Source organism: Pseudomonas sp. FG47, assembly GCF_057809115.1.
This window is the reverse complement of sequence record NZ_JBMDJI010000001.1, coordinates 336507-358576: the sequence shown is the minus strand read 5'-3', so window position 1 is coordinate 358576 and position 22070 is coordinate 336507. Positions and strand designations below refer to the sequence as shown.

The window sequence follows — 22070 nt, the reverse complement described above, 5'->3', positions numbered from 1 at the left end:
CAAGCCCATTCGCCGAGCCTCACATTCCGCCTCGTCATCCCCTTGAGGCTCTCTTGATGAAGAAGTACTCCTCGATTCTGTTGTTGTCTTTCAGCTTGCTCAGCGGCGTTGCCATGGCAGGCGGCACCACCGAGGCCGGCATTGGCGGCGCATTGGGTGGGGTACTGGGCTCCGTGGTGGGCAACTCCATCGGCGGTAGCACCGGCGGCGCCATTGGCGCCGGCCTGGGTGGCGCAGCCGGCGGTGCCCTGGGCGCGGACAAGCGCCAGCGTGGCGAAGCCGCCATCGGTGGTGCCCTGGGCGCGGCCGGCGGCAACGTGGTCGGTCGCTCCATGGGCGGCACCACCGGTAGCTATATCGGTGCCGCGGCCGGCGGTGGCGCCGGTGGCGCACTGGGTAACTACATGGGCAACAAAGCCGACGAAGACGAGCGCCATGAGCGTCGCTACCGTCGTGGCTATGACGACGACCGCCGCCACTATGACCGTGGCCACCACTACGGCCACCGCAAGCACAAGCGTCACTGGCGCGACTGATCGCCAGCCTTACGCCTGGCACCTAAGGCCCCGCCCTCACCGGCGGGGCCTTTTCGTTGCTGCCTGCGCCAGGGGATTAAGGGCCACCCCGATATGGAGGCTACTAGCCACTAGTTATCATCCGCCCTTCAAACCATGCACAGGACGCAGGGAATGCGCGTGATCGTCATCGATCCGATCTGTTCGGCCCAGGCCAGGGACACCTGACCGATGCCTGGTCGCCGCCCGCCCCTGCTCAGCGAAGCCGGTTTTGCGAACATTCGCCAACGGGTCGAACAAGCCACCGGCGTGCACCTGGGCGATGACCGCCGCACCGGCGTGGCTGCCCGCCTGCACCAGCGGCTCAAGGCCCTGCGGCTGACGCAGTTCGAGCAGTACCTGGCAGTGCTCGACAGCCACGCTGGCCCGGGCGAGCTCGAGCACCTGCTGCGCCTGCTGGTTGCCCGCGACAGTTATTTTTTCCGTGAACACCGCCACTTCGAATGCCTGGCCCACTGGCTGGCCACGCTGGAACATCCGCCGCGCCTGTGGAGCGCCGCCTGTGCCACCGGCGAGGAGGCCTGGAGCCTGGCCATGGTCGCCGCGCAAAGCTCGCGGCTGCCGGGCTGGCAGGTGCTGGCCAGCGACTTCGACCCTCAGTTGCTGGCGCGCGCCGCCACGGGCATCTACGACATCGCCCAGGCCCGCTACTTCCCCGAAGGCTGGCTGGCCCGCCATTGTCTGTGCGGGGTCGGCGAGACGGCGGGGCGCCTGCGCATCGCGTCTGCGCTGCGTGAGCGGGTACGCTTCGAGGCGATCAACTTGATCCGTGCCTTGCCGGCTCACCTTGGCAGCTTCGATGCCATCCTGTTGCGCAACCTGCTGGCGAACCTGGCGCCGCCATACAAGGCCAAGCTGTTGCCACGCCTGCTGGGGCACCTGCGCCCGGGCGGGCTGCTGATCATCAGCCACAGCGAGAGCATTCACGGGCTGGACCTGCCGCTGCGGCCACTGCTGCCGTCAGTGTTCGAGCGCCTATGATCAGAGGTACTGCCGCGCCGCTCGGCAGACAAGGACTGATCGCGCGCCCGCGCGGCAGTGCGCTTTGGGATCGAGCCAGCCTGCCGCCCCCCTTCCCTTGCGAAACAGGCCTTTATCCATGCCCTGCCGAATCCTCCTTGCCGACCAATCGCCGCTCTTTCGCGCCGGGCTGCGCGCCCTGCTCGAGCAGAAGAAAGACTTCGTCGTGGTGGGCGACACCGGCGATGCCATTGCCGCCGTGAGCCTGGCCGAAAAGCTCAAGCCCGACATCGTGGTGCTCGACATGAGTGGTGAGCTGGACAGCCAGCAGGCCTTGCAGGAGCTGTTCATCCGTGTGCCCGGCAGCCGGGTGCTGATGTTCTCGGCGCGTTCGGAGCTGGACCATGTGATGAACTGCCTGCAACTGGGCGCCCACGGCTTCCTGCTGAAGAACGCGCCGGTGGTCGAGCTCGAACAAGCCCTGCAGACCTTGCGTGGCGGTGGCCAGTACCTGTGTTCGGCGGTATTGCCGATGGTCATAGGCCAGGCCCTCAAGCACAGCCGCAAGCGCACCACCACCCAGGCCCCGGCTCAGCCTTTGACCACCCGCCAGCTGGAGATCCTGCGCCTGATCGCCCGCGGCGAGACCACCCGCTCCATCGCCGACGGCCTGGGCCTGAGCATCAAGACCGTCGAAGCCCACCGCTCGCAGATCATGCACCGCCTGCAGATCCACGATGTGCCCGGGCTGGTGTTGTTCGCCGTGCGCGAAGGGATCATCCGCCTCAACGATTGAGCGACAGCCCGGCGAGGATCAGTTGCAACGCCTCGGGCAGCACTGCCGGCCGTTCCGAGGCACGCTCGATGAACACCTGGACCAGGGTGCCCGCCGCGCAGGCCTCGGCCTCGCCGGGGCGGAACAACGCCAGGCGGAACTCCACCGTGCTGCCGGCCAGACGCGTCACCCCCAGGCCGACCTCGAGCACATCCGGGAAGCCCGGCAAGGCGAAGAAATCGGCCGCCGAGCTGACCACGAAAGCGGCCAGCTCGCCGTCGCGCAGGTCCAGTTCGGCCTGCTCCACCAGGAAGGCCTGGATGGCGGTTTCGAAGAAGCCGTGCACGGTGGAACCGGCGAGGTGGCCGTTGAGGTCGTTGTCCTGCGGGCGGGTGAGGATGGGGTGGAAGTGAGAGAAAGCGTCGCGTTGCGGCGATTCGGTCATGGCAACATCCTGGGCTGTCTTCGACGAGTCGTGGCAGCTTACCATCCCCCCGGCCACGCTCGGCTCAGATATCCGCCACCTTCTGCCACACCTTCGGCCGGAAGAACAACGTCTCGCCCCGCGCCAGCCCGGTCAGGCTGTCGTGGTCCTTGACCACCTCGGCCTCGATCAGCTCGCTCTGCCCTTCTACTTTCAAGGTGACCCGGGTGGTCGCGCCCAGCGGGCGGATATCACGCACTTCGGCGGCATGGTGCCCCTCGGTTTCATGGCGCGACAGCGACACCTCGTGTGGGCGGAACAACACATGCTGCCCCTCGGCCAGCGCCAGGCGGTTGGAATCGCCGAGGAAGTGGTAGACGAAGTCATTGGCCGGCTGCTCGTACACCTCGCCAGGCGAACCTATCTGCTCGATCACGCCCTTGTTCATCACCACGATGCGGTCGGCGACTTCCATGGCTTCTTCCTGGTCGTGGGTGACGAACACCGAGGTCAGGTTGATGTCCTCGTGCAGCCGCGCCAGCCAGCGGCGCAACTCCTTGCGCACCTTGGCATCCAGCGCGCCGAACGGTTCGTCGAGCAACAGCACCTTGGGCTCCACCGCCAGGGCACGAGCCAGGGCGATCCGCTGGCGCTGGCCACCGGAGAGCTGCTCGGGATAACGGTCGGACAGCCAGTCGAGCTGGACCATGTTCAGCAGCTCGTGGACCTTCTCGGCGATCCTGCTCTCGCTCGGGCGCTCGCCCTTGGGCTTCATGCGCAGGCCGAAGGCGACGTTGTCGAACACACTCATGTGGCGGAACAGCGCGTAGTGCTGGAACACGAAACCGACGTTGCGATCACGCACATCGTGGCCCGACACATCCTCGCCATGGAACACGATGCTGCCGTTATCCGGGGTCTCGAGCCCGGCGATGATCCGCAGCAGGGTGGTCTTGCCGCAGCCGGACGGGCCGAGCAAGGCCACCAGTTCGCCGCTGTGGATATCCAGGTTGATGTTGTCCAGGGCCTGGAAACTGTTGAAGCGCTTGCTGACGTTACGTACTTCGATCGACATGAATCATTCCTCCGCGGCGCTGTGGCGCAGGCGGTTAATACGGTTCTCGCTCCACTGCTTGAGCAGCAGGATGAAGAGCGCCAGGATCAGCAACAGGCTGGCCACGCTGAAGGCCGCGACATGGTTGTACTCGTTGTAGAGGATCTCCACGTGCAGCGGCAAGGTGTTGGTGACGCCGCGAATGTGGCCGGACACCACCGACACCGCGCCGAACTCGCCCATGGCCCGCGCGGTGCACAGCACCACGCCGTAGATCAGGCCCCACTTGATGTTCGGCAGGGTCACGTGCCAGAACATCTGCCAGCCGTTGGCGCCGAGCAGGCGCGCGGCCTCCTCCTCCTGGGTGCCCTGCTCCTGCATCAGCGGGATCAGTTCACGGGCGACGAACGGCACGGTAACGAAGATGGTCGCCAGGACGATGCCCGGCAGGGCGAAGACGATCTGGATGTCGTGGTCCTGCAACCACGGGCCGAACAGGCCCTGGGCGCCGAACATCAGCACGTAGACCAGGCCGGCGATCACCGGCGACACCGAGAACGGCAGGTCGATCAGGGTCACCAGGATGCTCTTGCCGCGGAAGCTGTACTTGCTCACGCACCAGGCCGCGGACACCCCGAACACCAGGTTCAGGGGCACCGAGATCAGCACCGCCAGCAAGGTCAGCTTCAGCGCAGAGAGCGCGTCAGCCTCGAAGATCGCCTCGAAGAAGGTGCCGAAGCCGTTCTTCAGCGCCTGGGATACCACGATCACCAGCGGCAGCAGCAGGAACAGCGCGAAGACGATCCAGCCCAGGGTGATCAGCACACGGCGCGAGGTCGCGCTGCCACGCCGGGCGGCGTTGGCGGCGGCGGTCGCGCCAAGGGAAGACGAAGACATTACCGGGGCCTCCTTCAAGGGGTTTCGATGCGCCGCTGCAGCAGGTTGATCAGCAGCAGCAGGATGAAGGAAACCACCAGCATCAGCACGCCGATGGCGGTGGCGCCGGTGTAGTCGTACTGGTCGAGCTTGACCATGATCAGCAGCGGCAGGATCTCGGTCTTCATCGGCATGTTGCCGGCGATGAATATCACCGAGCCGTACTCGCCGACACCCCGGGCGAAAGCCAGGGCAAAGCCGGTGAGCCAGGCCGGCAGCAGCGCCGGCGCCAGCACATGGCGAAACACCTGCAAGGGCTTAGCGCCAAGGCAGGCGGCGGCCTCCTCGACTTCGCGGGGGATGTCCGCCAGCACCGGCTGCACCGTGCGCACCACGAACGGCAGGGTGACGAAGGTCAGCGCCAGGGTGATGCCCAGCGGCGTGTAGGCGATCTTGAAACCGAGGTCGGTGGCGAATTGGCCGACCCAGCCCGAGGGGGCATACAGGGCGGTCAAGGCGATACCGGCGACGGCGGTAGGCAGGGCGAACGGCAGGTCGATCATGGCGTCGATGACCTTGCGCCCGGGGAAGGTATAGCGCACCAGCACCCAGGCCAGCAGGGTGCCGATCACACCATTGATGATGGCGGCGAACAGGGCGGTGCCGAAACTCAGCTTCAGCGCGGCGATGACCCGCGGCGCGCTGACGATGTTCCAGAACTGCTCCCAGGTGAGCTGCGAGGCATGAATGAACATGGCCGCCAGCGGTATCAGCACGATCAGGCTGAGGTACACCAAGGTGTAGCCCAGTGTCAGCCCGAAGCCGGGTATGACGGGGGAAATGCGACGTGACATAAAGGTCCCTGGTTGAACGCACGAGGCCCGGCGGTTATGCCGGGCCGGTGCAGGCTTCTGAATCCTGGGGCTGCTGTGCAGCCCAATCGCCGGCAAGCCGGCTCCTACAGAAAACGCGAGCCCCTGTAGGAGCCGGCTTGCCGGCGATTGGGCCGCACAGCGGCCCCGCTTTTCCTTGGCCCTTACTGTGCCTGATAGATCTGATCGAACACACCGCCGTCGTTGAAGAATTTCGGCTGTGCAGTCTTCCAGCCACCAAAGTCCTTGTCGATGGTCACCAGGTCCAGTTTCGGGAACTGCTTGCCGAACTCGGCGGCGACCTTCTCGTCACGCGGGCGGTAGAAGTTCTGCGCGGCGATCTTCTGCCCGGCCGGGCTGTACAGGTGCTTGAGGTACTCCTCGGCAATCTTCTCGTTACCCTTCTTCTCGGCGTTCTTGCCCACCACCGCCACCGGCGGCTCGGCCAGGATCGACAGCGACGGCACGACGATCTCGAACTTGTCGCTGCCGCCGTCTTCCTTCAGCGCCAGGAAGGCTTCGTTTTCCCAGGCCAGCAGCACATCGCCCTGGCCGTTGTTGACGAAGGTGATGGTCGAGCCGCGAGCACCGGTGTCCAGCACCGGCACATGCTTGAACAGCGCCTGCACGTACTCCTTGGCCTTGTCTTCGCTGCCGCCAGTCTTCAGGCCATAGGCCCAGGCGGCGAGGAAGTTCCAGCGGGCGCCACCGGAGGTCTTCGGGTTGGGAGTGATTACCGAGACATCCTTCTTGATCAGGTCGCCCCAGTCCTTGATACCTTTCGGATTGCCCTTGCGCACCAGGAACACGATGGTCGACGTGTAGGGGGTGCTGGCGTCCGGCAGGCGCTTCTGCCAGTCCTCGGGCAGGGTCTTGCCGAGCTTGGCGATCTCGTCGATGTCACCGGCCAGGGCCAGGGTCACCACATCGGCGCGCAGGCCATCGATCACCGCCCGGCCCTGCTTGCCGGAGCCACCGTGGGATTGCTGGATCTTCACCTTGTCGCCTGGGTGGGCGGCCTGCCAGTGCTGGATGAACTCGGCGTTGTACTGCTGGTACAGCTCGCGGGTCGGGTCGTAGGACACGTTCAGCAGTTCGTAGTCCTTGGCGATCGCGGAACCGGCAAAAACAGCGCTGGCCAGGGCGGCCAGGGCATAACGGCGGATGGACATGGTGAAGCTCCCGATTGGCATTTTTCTAGTTTTGAAGTGATGCGGTATCAGCCGGACTTGTTGCCGGGCTGCTGCAGGCGGAACTTCTCCTTGCGTTCGATCTGCACCACCTGGGCGTTGTGCACGGTGATCTCCACCGCGCCGAAGCGCAGGTCGCGCAGGGCACTCTGGATTTCCCGCAGGATGGTGGTTTCGTCCTGACCGTCGATGCTGCGCAGAGATGCACTCATGCTCGTTCTCCTGTGAGTAAGGGTGCCGGGCAGAGGTTCTGAAGGGGGATTTGCGCCTGGCGTGAAAGCCATACTAGAGAGGCGCGGATATTCTTAAAAATACTGTTTAAGAATGTTTATATAACCAACGATAAGCAGCATTTCTGTAGGAGCGGCCTAGCGCAGCCCGTTCGCGACGCTAGGCCGCTCCTACAGGGGTCAGTGTTGGGTTTTGGAGCTGTGCTCCGGTTCGCGGATCTTGTACCAGGCCACGTACAGCGCCGGCAGGAACAACAGCGTCAGCAGCGTTGCGCTGATGATGCCGCCAATCATCGCGTAGGCCATCGGCCCCCAGAACACTTCCCGGGCGATGGGGATCATGCCCAGGCTCGCCGCCGCCGCCGTCAGCAGGATCGGCCGGCGCCGGTGGTTGGTCGCCTCCACCACCGCGTCCCAGGGCGAATAGCCTTGTTCCTCGAACTCGTCGATCTGGGTCACCAGGATCACCGAGTTGCGGATGATGATCCCGGCCAGGGCCAAAATACCGAGGATCGCCACGAAGCCCATCGGCGTGCCCGTGGGGACCAGCGCCAGCACCACGCCGATCAGCCCCAGCGGCGCCACGCTGACCACCAGGAACAGCTTCTGCACGCTGTGCAACTGGATCATCAGGAAGGTTGCCATCAGGAACAGCATCAACGGGATGACATCGGCGATCGGTCCCTGGGCCTTGCCGCTCTCCTCCACCGTACCGCCGGTGGCCACGCCGTAACCGGGGGGCAGCTTGCTGGCGAATTCGTCGATCTTCGGCTTGAGCTGCGCCACCAGGTTGGTCGGCTGGATATCGCCGACCACCGAGGCCTTGATGGTGATGGTCGGCTTGCGGTCGCGACGCCACACCAACGGCTGCTCCAACTCGTAGCGCACGGTGGCGAAGGCCAGCAAGGGAATGGATACGCCGCTGGGGTTGACGATCTGCAGGTTCTGCAAGGTATCGGGTGAGCCCCGCTCGCTGTCCTCGGCACGGGCGACGACGTCGACCAGGTAGATGTTGTCGTTGACTTGGGTGACCGGCACGCCACTGACGATGCTGTTCATCACATTGGCCACGTCCTCGGACGACAACCCCAGCTGGCGGGCCTTGTCCTGGGCGATCTCGATGCGCAGCACCTTACCGGGTTCGTTCCAGTCGTACATCATGTCGCCGATATGTTCGTTGCCGTCGAGCACCGTGGCCAGTTCGATGGCGTAACGGCGCACCTGGTCGATGTCCTTGCCACTGACCCGGTACTGGATCGGCCGCCCCACCGGCGGGCCCATCTCCAGCGACTGGACGTTGCTGCCGATGCCGACGAACTCCTCGCGCAGCAGTTTCTGCAGGCGCTCGATCATGCCCTGGCGCTCCTCGAAGCCCTTGCTGACGATCACCAGCTGGGCGTAATAGGGGTTCTGCAACTGCTGGTCGAGGGGCAGGTAGAAGCGAATCGCGCCCTGGCCGATGTAGGTACTCCAGCGCACCAGGTCGGGGTCGTCCTTGATCTTCGCCTCCAGGCGGTCGACCACCTTGCGGGTTTCCTCGATCGAGGCGTTCTGCGGCAGGTCGAGGTCGACCAGGATCTCCGGACGATCTGACGATGGGAAAAACTGGTTCTGCACGAAACGCATGCCCAGCACCGACAGCCCGAACAGCACGATGGTGCCGATCACCGTCACCCAACGGTGGCGCATGCACCACAGCAGCCCATGTTCGAACGCCCGGCCGACCCGCCCGGGCTCGGCCTCATGGGGCTTGAGCTTTTCGCTGCTGAGGATATGCACCCCCAGCACCGGGGCGAAGAACACCGCCACCACCCAGGACACCAACAAGGCCACGGCGATCACCGCGAACAAGGTGTAGGTGTACTCGCCTGCGGAGCTGGCATTGAGGCCAATGGGCACGAAACCGGCCACGGTCACCAGGGTGCCGGTGAGCATCGGGAAGGCCGTCGAGGTATAGGCGAACGTCGCCGCCTGCTCCTTGGTCTCGCCCATTTCCAGGCGCGTGACCATCACCTCCACGGTGATCATCGCATCGTCCACCAACAGGCCCAGGGCGATGATCAGCGCCCCCAGCGAGATCCGTTGCATGGTGATGTCGCTGTACTCCATGAACACGAACACCATGGCCAGCACCAGGGGAATCGAGCACGCCACCACCAGCCCCGCGCGAATACCGAGGCTGACAAAACTCACCACCAGCACGATCACCACGGCCTCGAACAACGCGCTGGTGAAGCCGCCGACCGCCTGCTTGACCACCACCGCCTGGTCGGACACCGTGTGCACGCCGACCCCGATCGGCAGTTCGGCGACGATGCTGTCCATCTTCTTCTTCAGCGCCGCACCGAACACTTCAATGTTGCCGCCCGCCTTCATGCCGATGGCCAGGCCAATGGCCGGCTTGCCGTTGTAGCGGAAGATCGGCGCCGGCGGGTCGACATAGCCACGCTCGATATCGGCGATGTCAGCCAGGCGGAAGAAGCGGTCATTGATGCGCAGGTTGACCGTCTCCAGGTCTTTCTCCGAGGCGAACTGCCCGGTCGTGCGCACCGAGATACGTTCCGGCCCGGCCTCGATCACCCCCGCGGGGGTTACCGCGTTCTGCGATTTCAGGGCCTCCATGACCTGCCGCTGGTCAATGCCAAGCGCCGCCAGCTTGCGGGTGGAGAAGTTCAGGTAGAGCACTTCGTCCTGGGTGCCGATCAGCTCGATCTTGCCAATGTTGTGAACCTCGCGCACCTCGGCGCGGGCCTGCTCCACGTAGTCGCGCAGCTGGCGCAGGTTCAAGCCGTCGGAGGTGAAGGCGTAGATCGAGCCGAACACGTCGCCGAACTCGTCGTTGAAGCCAGGGCCCTGCACGCCCTGCGGGAACTGGCCACGGATATCCTGGATCTTCTTGCGCACCTGGTACCAGATATCCGGGATGTCCTTGGCCTTGGTGGTGTCGAGCAGGTACACGTAGACCGTCGATTCACCGGGACGGGTGTAGCTCTTCACGTAGTCGAGCGAGTCGAGCTCCTCGAGCTTCTTCTCGATCCGGTCGGTGATCTGGTACAGGGTCTCGTCCTGGGTCGCGCCCGGCCAACGGGTCTGGATCACCATGGTCTTGATGGTGAAGGACGGATCTTCCTCTCGGCCCAGGTTGAAATAGGAGAACACGCCCATCAGCAAGCCGACGAACATCAGGTACCAGACGAAGGACTGGTGCTTGAGCGCCCATTCGGAGAGGTTGAAGCTTCCTTTCATCGTGCGTCCTCGTCGAAGGTGACTTTCTGGCCGGGCTTGAGGCTGTTCACCCCGGCGATGACGACGCGCTCACCGGGTTGCACGCCGGAGGACAGGATGACACTGTCGGCGCCACGCTCGGCCAGGGTGACGTCGCGGGTGGCCACGGTCTTGCCCTGCGGGTCGACCACCCAGACCAGGGTCTTGCCATCGCGCTCGAGCAGCGCGGAGCGCGGCAACTCGCTGCGCGGCGCCACCGCCGAGGTCAGGGTGACGCTGACCGCGGTCCCCAGGTGGAATGCCTCCGGGGTAGCGGCCAGGGTCAGGCGCGCGCGGCGGGTACGGGTGGTGGCATCGGCCTGCGGCTCCAGCTCGCGCAGGGTCGCGGTGGTGTTGATGCTCGGGTCGAGCTGCGAGGCGACGGTGAAGGTGAGGTTGCGGTTCAGTTGCTCGGCCAGGTAGATCGGCAGGTCGATCACCGCTTCCTTCACGTCCGGGCGGGCCAGGGTGAGCACCGCCTGGCCGGCGCTGACGGTCTGCCCGGCCTCGGCCTGCCAGGCGGTGATCACCGCCGCATGGTCGGTGCGCAAGGTGCTGTAGTCGAGCTGGTCGCGCGCCTGGTTGACCGCCGAGCGGGCCTGCTCCAGCGACGCGCCGGTGGTCTTCAGGTTGGTCTGGGCAATGTCCAACTGGGCCTGGGCGCCAACCCCGCGGTCATACAGCTGTTGCTGGCGATGGGCATCGGCCTGGGCGTTGATCCATTGCGCCTGGACCCGCGCCAGGTCACCTTCGGCGGCGCGCAGCTGGTTCTGCTGGTCGGTCGGGTCGAGGGTGGCCAGGGTGTCGCCTGGTTTGACCTGTGCGCCGACATCCAGCCAGCGTCGGGCGATACGGCCGGATACGCGGAACCCCAGGGTGCTCTCGTAACGTGCCTGGATGTTCCCCGCAAACCGCCCAAGCTGGGCTTGCACCTGGGGTTCGACCACCGTTGACAGCACCGGCCGCACGGGTTCGGGCGGGACGTCCTCGCCGCCACAGGCGGCCAGCAACAAGCAGGCAGAGAACATTGGCAGCAACGGCCTCATGGCGCGACTCCTGTGTTTCTGGCGTCGACCTTCTCGACCTGAATACCAGGGTTCAGCAACTGGCCGCCCCCGACCACCACCACCTCACCGGCCTCCAGCCCCTCGCTGATCACCACCTTGCCGGTCAGGTAGCGTGCCACCTGGACCTTGCGCAATTGCGCCTTGTCGCCCTCGCCGACCACCCACACCGCGGGCTCGCTCAGGGCCTTGGTCAGGGCAGACCAGGGCAGCTCGACACTCGGTTTGCCATGGGCACTGGCCGAAACGGTCACCGGCGCACCCAGGGCCATGCCCTTGGGCACATCGCGCAGGGCCACCTTGACCTGCACCGTGCCGCTCTGGGCCGAGACCGTCGGCGTGATCTCGCGTACATGGCCCTGGGCGGTGATGGCGGGATTGTCGATCATGCTGATGGTCAAGTTCTTCTCGCTGCTGGGCGCCACCAGCAGCGACTCATAGACATTGAACACCGCGTCACGATCGCCATCGACCGCCAGGCCGAAGATCGGCATGGTTGCCTGCACCACCTGGCCGACCTCGGCCTGGCGCGCAGTGATCACGCCATCGGCTTCGGACACCAATGCCGTGTAGCTCAACTGCTCGTTGGCGTTGGCCAGTTGCGCCTGGGCGGCCTTGAGCGCGCTCTGGCTGCTGCGCAGCGCGGCTTCGGCGGAGTCGTATTCGCTCTGACTGGTGTAGCCCTTGGGCAGGAGCTTTTGTTGACGCACGAACGCGGCGCTGGTCTGGGTGACCCGGGCCTGTTCGGCGAAGACCTCGGCCTTGGCCGAATCGACGTTGTTCTGCAGGTCCTTGGGGTCCAGGCGCGCCAGTACCTGATTGGCCTTGACGTGGTCACCGACATCGACACTGCGCGCGATGATCTTGCCGCCCACGCGAAATGACAGGTCGGTCTGCACCCGCGCCTGCACGTCACCGGTGAGGGTGACCCGGGCGGCGAAATCGGTGGCTTGCACCTGTTGCACCGCGACCCGGGGCAGTACCTGGCCGACCTCCTCCTTGCCACAGCCTGAAAGCACGGACAGCAGCCCCAGGCAAACGACCAGCGGCACACGCTCTAGCGTCATGCAGGCTCCTTGCTTCTCTCAGCTGAAAGGGATGCGTTTGAAAGCGTAGATCAGGGATCGACAAACGGCATTGGCCAGGGTTCAACAAAGCGAGGCGGGATCGGCGATACTGCCGTCCGACCGCTCAAGGATGCCGCCCATGCTCAACACCCTGGCCATTGCCAATTACCGCTCGATCAACCAACTGGTGATGCCGCTGGGGCGCTTGAACGTGATTACCGGGGCCAACGGCAGCGGCAAGTCCAACCTGTACAAGGCCTTGCGCCTGCTGGCTGAAACCGCCCGCGGCGGCGTGGTCAATGCGTTGGCGGCCGAAGGCGGGCTGGAGTCCACCTTCTGGGCCGGCCCCGAAACGCTCACCCGCCGCATGCGCAGCGGCGAGGTGCCCGTCGAAGGTGGCCCGCGCCAGCACGCCAAACGCCTGAAGATGGGGTTCGCCAGCGAGGATTTCGGCTACGCGATCAGCCTCGGCCTGCCCGAACCCAGCAAGTCGAAGTTCGCCCTCGACCCGCAGATCAAGCAGGAGACCATCTGGGCCGGGCCGCTGTGTCGCCCCGCCAGCCAGCTGGTGCAGCGCAACGCGGCGATGGTCAAGGCGCGCGACGGCCGCCAGTGGCAAGTGCTGCACCAGCACATGACCGAATTCGACAGCCTGTTCGACCAGGTCGGCAGCCTGCAAGGCTCGCCCGAGGTGCTGCAATTGCGCGAACGAATCCGCAGTTGGCGGTTCTACGACCATTTCAGGACCGATGTCCAAGCCCCTGCCCGCCAGCCCCGGCTGGGCACGCGCACGCCGGTGTTGCACCACGATGGGCGTGACCTTGCCGCCGCGTTGCAGACCATCGACGAAATTGGCGACCTGCAGGCGCTGCAGGATGCGGTCGGCGATGCCTTTCCCGGCGCCCGGCTCAGCGTCGACGCCCAACCCGGTGGCCTGTTCGGTCTACGCTTTCATCAGGCCGGCCTGCTGCGCCCGCTGAGCGCCGCGGAACTGTCCGACGGCACCTTGCGCTATCTGTTGCTGGTGGCCGCCCTGCTCACGCCGCGCCCGCCGAGCATGATGGTGCTCAACGAGCCGGAGACCAGCCTGCACCCGGACCTGCTGCCGGCGCTGGCCCGGCTGATCCGTCGCGCGGCGCGGCACTGCCAGGTGTGGGTGGTGTCGCACGCGCCACGTCTGGTGGCGGCGCTGGAGGAAGATCAGGACTGCAACTCGATCCACCTGGAAAAGACCCTGGGGCAGACCGGCATCGTCGGCCAGGGCCTGCTCGATGAACCGGCCTGGTACTGGCCGGATCAGGGCTGATCAGACGCACGCCGTAGGAGCCAGCCTTGCTGGCGAACCAGGCACCGCGGTGCATGGCACCGGCTATGCCGGTGTTCGCCGGCAAGGCCGGCTCCTACGGTATCACCTGGTTCAGGCCTGCGCGGCGGCCGAGGCCGGGCGACGGGCCTGGGGCTGCGACACGTTCGCCGCTGCGCCCTCTTCGATCGCCAGCTGGATCGCCCGGCGGCGGCGCTCTTCGGCCTGACGGCTGAAGTACCAGACCAGGAAGGTCACCAGCGAAACCGACAGCAGGATCAAGCTGGCCACGGCGTTGATCTCCGGCTTCACGCCCAGGCGCACGGCCGAGAACACTTCCATCGGCAGGGTGGTCGAGCCAGGGCCGGAGACAAAGCTGGCCAGCACCAGGTCATCCAGCGACAGGGCGAACGACATCATGCCGCCCGCCGCCAGCGACGGCGCGATCATCGGGATGGTGATCAGGAAGAACACCTTCCACGGCTTGGCGCCCAGGTCCATGGCCGCCTCCTCGATGGACAGGTCCAGCTCGCGCAGGCGCGCCGACACCACCACCGCCACATAGGCGGCGCAGAACGTGGTGTGGGCGATCCAGATGGTGACGATGCCGCGCTCCTGCGGCCAGCCGATCATCTGCGCCATGGCCACGAACAGCAGCAACAGCGACAGACCGGTGATCACCTCGGGCATCACCAGCGGCGCGGTGACCAGGCCGCCGAACAGCGTGCGGCCCTTGAAGCGGGTGACCCGGGTCAGCACGAACGCCGCCAGGGTGCCCAGCGCCACCGCCGCCACCGCGGTGTACAGGGCGATCTCCAGCGAGCGCATCACCGAGCCCATCAGTTGCGAGTTGTCGAGCAGGCCGACGTACCACTTCACCGACCAGCCGCCCCACACCGTCACCAGCTTCGAGGCGTTGAACGAGTAGATCACCAGGATCAGCATCGGCAGGTAGATGAACAGCAAGCCGAGCACCAGCATCAGCTTGGAGAAACTGAAGCGTTTCATGCGCGGCCCTCCATTTCTTTGGCCTGGCTACGGTTGAACAGCAGGATCGGCACGATCAGGATCGCCAGCATCACCACCGCCAGGGCGGACGCCACCGGCCAGTCGCGGTTGTTGAAGAACTCCTGCCACAGCACTTTACCGATCATCAGGGTTTCCGGGCCGCCGAGCAGCTCAGGGATGACGAACTCGCCCACCACCGGAATGAACACCAGCATGCAGCCGGCGATGATGCCGTTCTTCGACAGCGGCACGGTGATCTTCCAGAAGCTGTTGAAGGTGCTCGAGCCCAGGTCCGAGGCGGCCTCGAGCAGGCTCTCGTCGTGCTTCACCAGGTTGGCGTACAACGGCAGGATCATGAACGGCAGGTACGAATAGACCACGCCGATATACACCGCCAGGTTGGTGTTGAGGATCTGCAGCGGCTGGTCGATCAGCCCCAGCCACAGCAGGAAGCTGTTGAGCAGCCCGTTGTTGCTGAGGATGCCCATCCAGGCATAGACGCGGATCAGGATCGCGGTCCAGGTCGGCATCATGATCAGCAGCAGCAGGACGGTCTGCGATTCCTTGCGGGCCTTGGAGATGGCGTAGGCCATCGGGTAGCCGATCAACAGGCACAGCAGGGTGCTGAAGAACGCCACCTTCAACGAGCCGAGGTAGGCCGAGATATACAGCTCGTCCTCGGTGAGCAGGCCATAGTTGGCCAGGTTCAGCACCAACTGGATCTTGCTTTCGACGTAGGTGTAGATCTCGGTGTACGGCGGGATCGCCACGTCGGCTTCGGCGAAGCTGATCTTCAACACAATGAAGAACGGCAGCATGAAGAACAGGAACAGCCAGATGAACGGCACGCCGATCACCAGGTGCCGCCCCTCCGGCACGATGCGCTGGAACGCTCGCTTGAGCTTGCGCAGCTTCATGACCGCAGTACCACGCCGCTGTCGTCTTCCCACCACACGTAGACTTCGTCGTCCCAGGTCGGGCGGGTGCCCTGGCGCTCGGCGTTGGCGACGAACGACTGGACGATCTTGCCGGTGGGCAGCTCGACGTAGAACACCGAGTGGCCACCCAGGTAGGCGATGTCGTGGACCTTGCCGCGCGACCAGTTGTGCTCGAATTCAGGCTGGGTGGTGGTCACCAGCAGCTTTTCCGGGCGCAGGGCGTAGGTGATGTGCTTGTCCTCGACCGAGGTGGTGACCCCGTGGCCGACGTAGATCTTGCGCTCCAGCTCGGGGCTGGCAATGATCGCGTGGCCTTCGGCGTCGTCGATCACTTCACCTTCGAACAGGTTGACGTTGCCGATGAACTCGCAGACCAGGCGGCTGGTCGGCGTTTCGTAGATATCCACGGGCGAGCCGATCTGGGCGATCCAGCCCAGGTGCATGATGGCGATGCGCTGGGCCATGGTCATGGCCTCTTCCTGGTCGTGGGTCACCATCACGCAGGTCACGCCCACGCGCTCGATGATCTCCACCAGTTCAAGCTGCATCTGCGAGCGCAGTTTCTTGTCCAGCGCGCCCATCGGCTCGTCGAGCAGCAGCAGCTTGGGACGCTTGGCCAGCGAACGGGCCAGGGCCACGCGCTGGCGCTGGCCACCGGACAACTGGTGCGGCTTGCGCTTGGCGTACTGGGTCATGTGCACCAGCTTGAGCATCTCGGCCACGCGGGCGTCGATCTCGGCCTTGGGCATCCGGTCCTGCTGCAGGCCGAAGGCGATGTTCTGCGCCACGGTCATGTGCGGGAACAGTGCGTAGGACTGGAACATCATGTTGATCGGCCGCTCGTAGGGCGGCATGTCGGTGATGTCGACGCCGTCGAGGAAGATCCGCCCTTCGGTCGGACGCTCGAAGCCGGCCAGCATGCGCAGCAAGGTGGACTTGCCGGAACCGGAGCCGCCCAGCAAGGCGAAGATCTCGCCCTTGCGGATTTCCAGGGACACATCGTCCACGGCTACCGTTTCGTCGAACTTTTTCGTGACCCGGTCGATCTTGACCAGCACCTGCTTGGGTTGCTGGCCACCCTCGAGGGCTTTCTTATAGGCACCGGAGGCAACTGCCATGAGTGAAACTCCCAACAAGATTTGTGTGCCCGCCGCTGCGCTGGCGGGCCTGGATTGTTACTTGCCCGACTTGACCTTGGTCCAGCTACGGGTCATCAAACGTTGCACCTTGGGTGGCAACTCGGCGTTGACGAACATCTTGTCCAGCACTTCCTGCGGTGGGTAAACCGCGGCGTCAGTCCTCACGGCCTGGTCCATCAGGTCGCCAGCCTTGGGGTTCGGGTTGGCGTAACCGACGTAATCACTGACCTGGGCGATCACCTCAGGCTTCAGCAAATAGTTGATGAAGGCGTGCGCCTCCTTGACGTTGCGGGCGTCCTTGGGGATCGCCAGCACATCGAACCAGAGGTTGCCGCCTTCCTTGGGAATGGCGTAGGCCAGCTTGACGCCCTTCTTCGCTTCTTCAGCGCGGGCCTTGGCCTGGAACACGTCGCCGGAGAAACCAGCGGCCACGCAGATGTCGCCATTGGCGAGATCGGTGATGTATTTCGAGGAGTGGAAGTAGGTCACATAAGGACGTACCGCCTGCAGTTTCCGCTCGGCCGCCTGGTAGTCCTTGGGATCGCTGCTGTTGGGGTCCAGCCCCATGTAGTTGAGCACCGCCGGCAGCATTTCGTCGGCCGAGTCGAGGAAGGCCACCCCGCACTTGCTGAGCTTCTTCATGTTCTCGGGCTCGAACAGCACCGCCCAGGAGTCGATCTTGTCGATACCCAGCGCCGCCTTGACCTTGTCGACGTTGTAGCCGATGCCATTGGTGCCCCACAGGTAGGGGACAGCGTACTGGTTGCCCGGATCGTTCTTCTCCAGACGCTTCATCAGCGACGGGTCGAGGTTGGCATAGTTGGGCAGCAGGTCACGGTCGAGCTTCTGGAACGCGCCCGCCTTGATCTGCTTGCCAAGGAAATGGTTGGTCGGCACGACCACGTCGTAGCCGCTGCGCCCGGCCAGCAACTTGCCTTCCAGCGTATCGTTGCTGTCGAACACGTCGTAGCGGGGCTCGATGCCGGTTTCCTTCTGGAAATCGGCGAGGGTGGTGGGGCCGACATAGTCGGACCAGTTGTAGATGTGCACCGTGGGCGCCGCTTGGACGCTGCAAGCCAGCGTCAGACCCGCTCCGGCCATCAAGGCCTGGCGAAAAACAGAAATAGACAAGTGGGTGGTCCTCACAATCAGTGCCTTTGCGGGCAGTAGAACTCGGCCGCACACGCAAAACCGGCGCGCAACTTACCTTCACGGCGTGGATGCCGCAAACTTATTTGCCTTTACTGGCCTCTGGGCCGGAAAAGCCCGGCCCAGAGGTTGCCGCATCGGGCTTACTTGCCCGACTTGATCTTGGTCCAGCTGCGGGTGATCACACGCTGGGCGGCAGCCTCGGGGGCGGCGATCGCGTACAGCTGTTTCTTCACCTCGGCCGGCGGGTAGATGCTCGGGTCGCTGGTGATGTCCTTGTCGACGAAGGCGGTGGCGGCCTTGTTGCCGTTCGGGAAGCGCACGGCGTTGGTGATTTCGGCCATGACTTCAGGCTGCATCAGGAAGTCCATGAACTTGTAGGCAGCGTCCTTGTGCTCGGCATCCTTGGGGATGGCGACCATGTCGTAGAAGGTACCGGCGCCTTCTTTCGGAATGATGTAGTCCAGCTTGACCTTGTCGCCGGCTTCGTGGGCGCGGGCCTTGGACTGCTCCAGGTCACCCGAGTAACCGACGGCCAGGCAGATGTTGCCGTTGGCCAGGTCACCGATGTACTTGGAGGAATGGAAGTAGGTGATCGAAGGACGGATGCTCAGGAACAGGTCCTCGGCGGCCTTCAGGTCTTCTTTCTTGGTGCTGTTGCTCGGCTTGCCCAGGTAGTGCAGGGCGGCTGGGAGCATTTCGGTCGGCGCATCGAGGAAGCTCACGCCACAGCTCTTGAGCTTGGCGATGTTCTCGGGCTTGAACACCACGTCCCACGAGTCGATCTTGTCCACGCCCAGCACGGCCTTGACCTTCTCGGGGTTGTAGCCGATGCCGATGGAGCCCCACATGTACGGGAACGCGTGCTTGTTGCCTGGGTCGCTGGCGTCGCCGACGGCCTTGAGCAGGTCTTCGTCGAGGTTCTTCCAGTTGGGCAGCTTGGAGCGGTCCAGCTCCTCGTAGACGCCAGCCTTGATCTGCTTGGCCAGGAAGTTGTTGGACGGCACCACGATGTCGTAGCCCGACTTGCCGGCCAGCAACTTGGCTTCCAAGGTTTCGTTGCTGTCGAACACGTCGTACTTGACCTTGATGCCGGACTGCTTCTCGAACTTGGCGATGGTGTCCGGCGCGATGTAGTCCGACCAGTTGTAGACGTTCAACACCTTGTCTTCAGCCTGAACAGCGGTGGCCATGGCGCCCATCAGGGCGGCGGCCAGCAGCGTCTTGCCCATTTTCTTCATGCGTTATGCTCCAGAATTTATTATCAAGCCATCTGTTCAGCAGCCAGGCCCCACCGGTCACGCGCTGGGCGACTGAAACAGCCGTTAGTCTGGCAAGTTACAAGGCGCTGTTTCAACAAAAGCAGCGCCTGTAACGGACTTAATGTCACCTCGCCAGCCTAGCAGACCGTCATTTGATCGCTTCGTACGTCAAATCCAGGCACTTGCGCGCCTTTTCCACCAGTTCGTCCACCTCTTGGCGGCTGATCACCAGCGGTGGCGCGATGATCATGGTGTCGCCCACCGCGCGCATGATCAGGCCGTTGTCGAAGCAGAAGTTGCGGCAGATCATGCCCACGCCCTTGCCCTCGTAACGGCTGCGAGTGGCCTTGTCCTTGACCAGCTCGATCGCGCCGAGCAGGCCCAGGCCGCGCACTTCGCCCACCAGTGGGTGGTCCTGCAGCTCCCGCAGGCGTTTTTGCAAGTAAGGTGCCACCTCGCTGCGGGCCTTCTCGACGATCTGCTCGTCACGCAGGATGCGCAGGTTCTCCAGGCCCACCGCCGCCGCCACCGGGTGGCCGGAATAGGTGAAGCCGTGGTTGAAGTCGCCGCCTTCGCTGAGCACCTGGGCCACTTTGTCACGCACGATCACACCGCCCATGGGGATGTAACCGGAGGTCAGGCCCTTGGCGATGGTCATCAGGTCGGGGGCCAGGTCGTAGTAGTCGGAGCCGAACCACTCGCCGGTACGGCCGAAGCCGCAGATCACTTCGTCGGCGACGAACAGGATGTCGTACTTGGCGAGGATCTCCTTGACCTTCGGCCAGTAGGTCTCAGGCGGGATGATCACGCCACCGGCGCCCTGGATCGGCTCGGCGATGAAGGCGGCGACATTGTCCTCGCCGACTTCGAGAATTTTCTTTTCCAACTGCTCTGCCGCCCACACGCCGAAGGCGTCCGGGGTCATCTCGCCGCCTTCGCCGAACCAGTACGGCTGTGGGATGTGCACGATGCCCGGGATCGGCAGGCCGCCCTGCTCGTGCATGCCGCTCATGCCACCCAGGCTGGCGCCAGCCACGGTGGAGCCGTGGTAGCCGTTGACGCGGCCGATGATGGTCTGCTTGCTCGGCTTGCCCTTGAGCGCCCAGTAGTGGCGGACCATGCGCAGCACGGTGTCGTTGCCCTCGGAACCGGAACCGGTGAAGAACACATGGGTCATGCCCTTGGGCGCCACCTCGGTGATCGCCTTGGCCAGCTCCAGTGCCGGCGGGTGGGCGGTCTGGAAGAACAGGTTGTAGTACGGCAGCTCGCGCATCTGTTTTTCCGCCGCCTGCACCAGTTCTTCCCGGCCATAGCCGACCGCCACGCACCACAGGCCGGCCATGCCGTCGAGGATCTTGTGCCCCTCGCTGTCCCACAAATGCACACCCTGGGCCTTGGTGATGATGCGCGGCCCCTTCTCCTTCAGTTGCTTGTAGTCACTGAACGGAGCCAGGTGGTGCTCGCCGCTGAGGGCTTGCCATTCACGGGTTTGCGGGTTGTTGACGCTCATGTGCCTCTCCATTTTCCGGTGGCCGCCAACAGGCGGCCTCAGGGTTGATCACACAGCAAACAGCAGGAACTCTCGCTCCCAGGAGCTGATGACGCGTTTGAAGTTCTCGTGCTCGGCGCGCTTGGTGGCGACGTAGCCGGCGATGAATTTCTTGCCCAGGTACTGCTCCAGCGCCCGACTGTTCTCCATGCGCTCCAGGGCGTCCTCGATGGTCAGCGGCAGGCGCAGGTTGCGTCGCTCGTAACCACGGCCCTGTACCGGCGCGCTGGCCTCGATGCCCTCGACCATGCCGATGTAGCCGCACAGCAGGCTCGCGGCGATGGCCAGGTAGGGGTTGGCGTCGGCGCCCGGCAGGCGGTTCTCGACACGGCGGTTCTGCGGGCCGGCATCTGGCACGCGCAGGCCCACGGTACGGTTCTCCTCGCCCCACTCGACGTTCACCGGCGCCGAGGTGTCGGGCAGGAAACGGCGGAACGAGTTGACGTTGGGGGCGAACAGCGGCAACGCCTCGGGGATGAACTTCTGCAGGCCGCCGATGTGATGCAGGAACAGCTCGCTCATGCTGCCATCGGCATTGGAGAAGATGTTCTTGCCGGTGGCCACGTCGACCACGCTCTGGTGCAGGTGCATGGCGCTGCCCGGCTCACCGGTCATCGGCTTGGCCATGAAGGTGGCGGCCACGTTGTGCTTGAGCGCGGCCTCGCGCATGGTGCGCTTGAACACCAGGATCTGGTCGGCCAGGTGCAGCGCGTCGCCGTGACGGAAGTTGATTTCCATCTGCGCCGTGCCGTCCTCGTGGATCAGCGTGTCGAGGTCCAGCTGCTGCAGTTCGCACCAGTCGTAGACGTCTTCGAACAGCGGGTCGAACTCGTTGGCGGCTTCGATGGAGAACGACTGGCGCCCGGTTTCCGGGCGACCGGAACGGCCCACCGGCGGTTGCAGCGGGAAGTCCGGATCTTCGCTACGCTTGGTCAGGTAGAACTCCATCTCTGGCGCGACGATCGGCTGCCAGCCCTTGTCGGCGTAGAGCTTGAGGACCTTCTTGAGGACGTTGCGCGGCGACAGCTCGACCGGGTTGCCCTTTTTGTCATAGGTGTCGTGGATCACCTGGGCGGTCGGCTCGATGGCCCAGGGCACCAGGTACACCGCGTTCTCGTCGGGCCGGCAGATCATGTCGATGTCGGCCGGGTCGAGCAATTCGTAATAGATGTCGTCGTCGACGTAGTCGCCGGTCACGGTCTGCAGCAGCACGCTCTCGGGCAGGCGCATGCCCTTTTCGGCGATGAACTTGTTGGTGGGCGAGATCTTGCCGCGGGTAATGCCGGTCAGGTCGCTGATCAGGCATTCCACTTCAGTGATCTTGTGCTCTTTCAACCAATCGGTGAGCTGGTCGAGGTTGGTACTCATAAA

General features: G+C 64.4%; 20 protein-coding genes. 4 read left to right on the top strand and 16 right to left on the bottom strand.

Features of this window, described 5'->3' with window-relative positions; translation table 11 throughout:
• Positions 1 to 56 precede the first annotated feature (56 nt).
• From ACODS5_RS01705 to ACODS5_RS01695, 3 genes are all read left to right on the top strand, one after another.
• Positions 57 to 536, top strand: a complete 480-nt coding sequence (locus tag ACODS5_RS01705; RefSeq protein ID WP_134688899.1) for a YMGG-like glycine zipper-containing protein — start codon at positions 57 to 59, stop codon at positions 534 to 536.
• Between the two features lie 210 nt (positions 537 to 746).
• A complete protein-coding gene (locus ACODS5_RS01700) occupies positions 747 to 1556 on the top strand; it encodes a CheR family methyltransferase (protein WP_134688900.1) in 810 nt (269 codons plus the stop codon).
• Positions 1557 to 1674: 118 nt separating this feature from the next.
• Positions 1675 to 2331, top strand: coding sequence for a LuxR C-terminal-related transcriptional regulator (locus ACODS5_RS01695; RefSeq protein ID WP_489107756.1), 657 nt, complete (start codon positions 1675 to 1677; stop codon positions 2329 to 2331).
• Here the strand turns inward: ACODS5_RS01695 and ACODS5_RS01690 are convergent.
• The 9 genes from ACODS5_RS01690 to ACODS5_RS01650 form a co-directional block, all read right to left on the bottom strand.
• Complete coding sequence (locus ACODS5_RS01690; RefSeq protein ID WP_134688902.1) at positions 2321 to 2755, bottom strand: acyl-CoA thioesterase; 435 nt, start codon at positions 2753 to 2755, stop codon at positions 2321 to 2323. The genes ACODS5_RS01695 and ACODS5_RS01690 overlap by 11 nt on opposite strands.
• A gap of 64 nt (positions 2756 to 2819) precedes the next feature.
• Positions 2820 to 3809, bottom strand: coding sequence for a sulfate/molybdate ABC transporter ATP-binding protein (locus ACODS5_RS01685; RefSeq protein WP_489107755.1), 990 nt, complete (start codon positions 3807 to 3809; stop codon positions 2820 to 2822).
• Between the two features lie 3 nt (positions 3810 to 3812).
• On the bottom strand, positions 3813 to 4685 hold the full coding sequence (gene cysW / locus ACODS5_RS01680) for a sulfate ABC transporter permease subunit CysW (RefSeq protein ID WP_134688904.1): 873 nt from the start codon (positions 4683 to 4685) through the stop codon (positions 3813 to 3815).
• A 14-nt stretch (positions 4686 to 4699) separates the two neighbouring features.
• Entirely contained in the window at positions 4700 to 5518 is an 819-nt protein-coding gene (gene cysT, locus ACODS5_RS01675) for a sulfate ABC transporter permease subunit CysT (protein ID WP_134688905.1), read from the bottom strand.
• A gap of 182 nt (positions 5519 to 5700) precedes the next feature.
• Positions 5701 to 6708: a sulfate ABC transporter substrate-binding protein gene (locus ACODS5_RS01670; protein WP_489107754.1), complete on the bottom strand. Its 1008-nt coding sequence runs from the start codon at positions 6706 to 6708 to the stop codon at positions 5701 to 5703.
• A gap of 47 nt (positions 6709 to 6755) precedes the next feature.
• Entirely contained in the window at positions 6756 to 6938 is a 183-nt protein-coding gene (gene oscA, locus ACODS5_RS01665; RefSeq protein ID WP_134688907.1) for a sulfur starvation response protein OscA, read from the bottom strand.
• 198 nt (positions 6939 to 7136) lie between these two features.
• Positions 7137 to 10202, bottom strand: coding sequence for an efflux RND transporter permease subunit (locus tag ACODS5_RS01660; protein ID WP_134688908.1), 3066 nt, complete (start codon positions 10200 to 10202; stop codon positions 7137 to 7139).
• Complete coding sequence (locus ACODS5_RS01655) at positions 10199 to 11266, bottom strand: efflux RND transporter periplasmic adaptor subunit (RefSeq protein ID WP_134688909.1); 1068 nt, start codon at positions 11264 to 11266, stop codon at positions 10199 to 10201. Before ACODS5_RS01655 ends, ACODS5_RS01660 begins: the two co-directional genes overlap by 4 nt.
• Entirely contained in the window at positions 11263 to 12351 is a 1089-nt protein-coding gene (locus ACODS5_RS01650) for an efflux RND transporter periplasmic adaptor subunit (RefSeq protein ID WP_489107753.1), read from the bottom strand. The genes ACODS5_RS01655 and ACODS5_RS01650 overlap by 4 nt, the downstream gene beginning before the upstream one ends.
• A gap of 139 nt (positions 12352 to 12490) precedes the next feature.
• Here ACODS5_RS01650 and ACODS5_RS01645 point away from each other — a divergent pair, with 139 nt between their 5' ends.
• Positions 12491 to 13657: an AAA family ATPase gene (locus tag ACODS5_RS01645; protein ID WP_489107752.1), complete on the top strand. Its 1167-nt coding sequence runs from the start codon at positions 12491 to 12493 to the stop codon at positions 13655 to 13657.
• 111 nt (positions 13658 to 13768) lie between these two features.
• Here the strand turns inward: ACODS5_RS01645 and ACODS5_RS01640 are convergent, their stop codons facing one another.
• The 7 genes from ACODS5_RS01640 to ACODS5_RS01610 form a co-directional block, all read right to left on the bottom strand.
• Positions 13769 to 14662, bottom strand: coding sequence for an ABC transporter permease subunit (locus ACODS5_RS01640; protein WP_134688912.1), 894 nt, complete (start codon positions 14660 to 14662; stop codon positions 13769 to 13771).
• Positions 14659 to 15540 (bottom strand): ABC transporter permease subunit, encoded by an 882-nt coding sequence (locus ACODS5_RS01635; RefSeq protein ID WP_177414182.1) that lies wholly within the window; start codon positions 15538 to 15540, stop codon positions 14659 to 14661. Before ACODS5_RS01635 ends, ACODS5_RS01640 begins: the two co-directional genes overlap by 4 nt.
• Before the next feature lie 35 nt (positions 15541 to 15575).
• Positions 15576 to 16718: a polyamine ABC transporter ATP-binding protein gene (gene potA / locus ACODS5_RS01630; protein ID WP_134688914.1), complete on the bottom strand. Its 1143-nt coding sequence runs from the start codon at positions 16716 to 16718 to the stop codon at positions 15576 to 15578.
• 57 nt (positions 16719 to 16775) lie between these two features.
• Positions 16776 to 17870, bottom strand: coding sequence for a polyamine ABC transporter substrate-binding protein (locus tag ACODS5_RS01625; protein ID WP_489107751.1), 1095 nt, complete (start codon positions 17868 to 17870; stop codon positions 16776 to 16778).
• Between the two features lie 161 nt (positions 17871 to 18031).
• The gene (locus tag ACODS5_RS01620; RefSeq protein WP_134688916.1) at positions 18032 to 19129 is read right to left on the bottom strand and encodes a polyamine ABC transporter substrate-binding protein; all 1098 of its coding nucleotides are present in this window, start codon (positions 19127 to 19129) and stop codon (positions 18032 to 18034) included.
• Positions 19130 to 19298: 169 nt separating this feature from the next.
• Positions 19299 to 20660: an aspartate aminotransferase family protein gene (locus ACODS5_RS01615; protein WP_134688917.1), complete on the bottom strand. Its 1362-nt coding sequence runs from the start codon at positions 20658 to 20660 to the stop codon at positions 19299 to 19301.
• A gap of 48 nt (positions 20661 to 20708) precedes the next feature.
• A complete protein-coding gene (locus ACODS5_RS01610) occupies positions 20709 to 22067 on the bottom strand; it encodes a glutamine synthetase family protein (RefSeq protein ID WP_134688918.1) in 1359 nt (452 codons plus the stop codon).
• Positions 22068 to 22070: the final 3 nt, after the last annotated feature.

Bases quoted from the DNA above. Each gene is read 5' to 3' on its own strand.
- ACODS5_RS01705 (WP_134688899.1), top strand. From the start codon at position 57: ATGAAGAAGTACTCCTCGATTCTGTTGTTGTCTTTCAGCTTGCTCAGC.
- ACODS5_RS01700 (WP_134688900.1), top strand. From the start codon at position 747: ATGCCTGGTCGCCGCCCGCCCCTGCTCAGCGAAGCCGGTTTTGCGAAC.
- ACODS5_RS01695 (WP_489107756.1), top strand. From the start codon at position 1,675: ATGCCCTGCCGAATCCTCCTTGCCGACCAATCGCCGCTCTTTCGCGCC.
- ACODS5_RS01690 (WP_134688902.1), bottom strand. From the start codon at position 2,755: ATGACCGAATCGCCGCAACGCGACGCTTTCTCTCACTTCCACCCCATC.
- ACODS5_RS01685 (WP_489107755.1), bottom strand. From the start codon at position 3,809: ATGTCGATCGAAGTACGTAACGTCAGCAAGCGCTTCAACAGTTTCCAG.
- cysW (WP_134688904.1), bottom strand. From the start codon at position 4,685: ATGTCTTCGTCTTCCCTTGGCGCGACCGCCGCCGCCAACGCCGCCCGG.
- cysT (WP_134688905.1), bottom strand. From the start codon at position 5,518: ATGTCACGTCGCATTTCCCCCGTCATACCCGGCTTCGGGCTGACACTG.
- ACODS5_RS01670 (WP_489107754.1), bottom strand. From the start codon at position 6,708: ATGTCCATCCGCCGTTATGCCCTGGCCGCCCTGGCCAGCGCTGTTTTT.
- oscA (WP_134688907.1), bottom strand. From the start codon at position 6,938: ATGAGTGCATCTCTGCGCAGCATCGACGGTCAGGACGAAACCACCATC.
- ACODS5_RS01660 (WP_134688908.1), bottom strand. From the start codon at position 10,202: ATGAAAGGAAGCTTCAACCTCTCCGAATGGGCGCTCAAGCACCAGTCC.
- ACODS5_RS01655 (WP_134688909.1), bottom strand. From the start codon at position 11,266: ATGAGGCCGTTGCTGCCAATGTTCTCTGCCTGCTTGTTGCTGGCCGCC.
- ACODS5_RS01650 (WP_489107753.1), bottom strand. From the start codon at position 12,351: ATGACGCTAGAGCGTGTGCCGCTGGTCGTTTGCCTGGGGCTGCTGTCC.
- ACODS5_RS01645 (WP_489107752.1), top strand. From the start codon at position 12,491: ATGCTCAACACCCTGGCCATTGCCAATTACCGCTCGATCAACCAACTG.
- ACODS5_RS01640 (WP_134688912.1), bottom strand. From the start codon at position 14,662: ATGAAACGCTTCAGTTTCTCCAAGCTGATGCTGGTGCTCGGCTTGCTG.
- potA (WP_134688914.1), bottom strand. From the start codon at position 16,718: ATGGCAGTTGCCTCCGGTGCCTATAAGAAAGCCCTCGAGGGTGGCCAG.
- ACODS5_RS01620 (WP_134688916.1), bottom strand. From the start codon at position 19,129: ATGAAGAAAATGGGCAAGACGCTGCTGGCCGCCGCCCTGATGGGCGCC.
- ACODS5_RS01615 (WP_134688917.1), bottom strand. From the start codon at position 20,660: ATGAGCGTCAACAACCCGCAAACCCGTGAATGGCAAGCCCTCAGCGGC.
- ACODS5_RS01610 (WP_134688918.1), bottom strand. From the start codon at position 22,067: ATGAGTACCAACCTCGACCAGCTCACCGATTGGTTGAAAGAGCACAAG.